Here is a 221-nt window from a genome sequence, read left to right on the forward strand (position 1 = left end):
ATGGCTGTCGGTGAAAAGAAGATCAATGATCATTGGTATCTTTTCGATAAAGATGGAAATATGCAACGTGGCATCCAAGATCTACGCCCATACGGATCTGAGAAGCATGCATATTACAATGAAGATGGCTGGATGCAATACGGTTGGCAATGGGTAAATAATGCGACACATTACTTTGACACATATGATGGAGCAATGGCAACTGGTGAAAAGAAGATCAA

The 221-nt window shown here is 40.7% G+C and carries 1 pseudogene; it reads left to right on the forward strand.

Annotated elements, in window-relative coordinates:
* Positions 1 to 221, forward strand: a pseudogene (locus FC30_RS09510) (GH25 family lysozyme); the annotation flags it as partial.

Source organism: Ligilactobacillus animalis KCTC 3501 = DSM 20602 (assembly GCF_001434535.1).
Taxonomy (GTDB): Bacteria; Bacillota; Bacilli; order Lactobacillales; family Lactobacillaceae; genus Ligilactobacillus; species Ligilactobacillus animalis.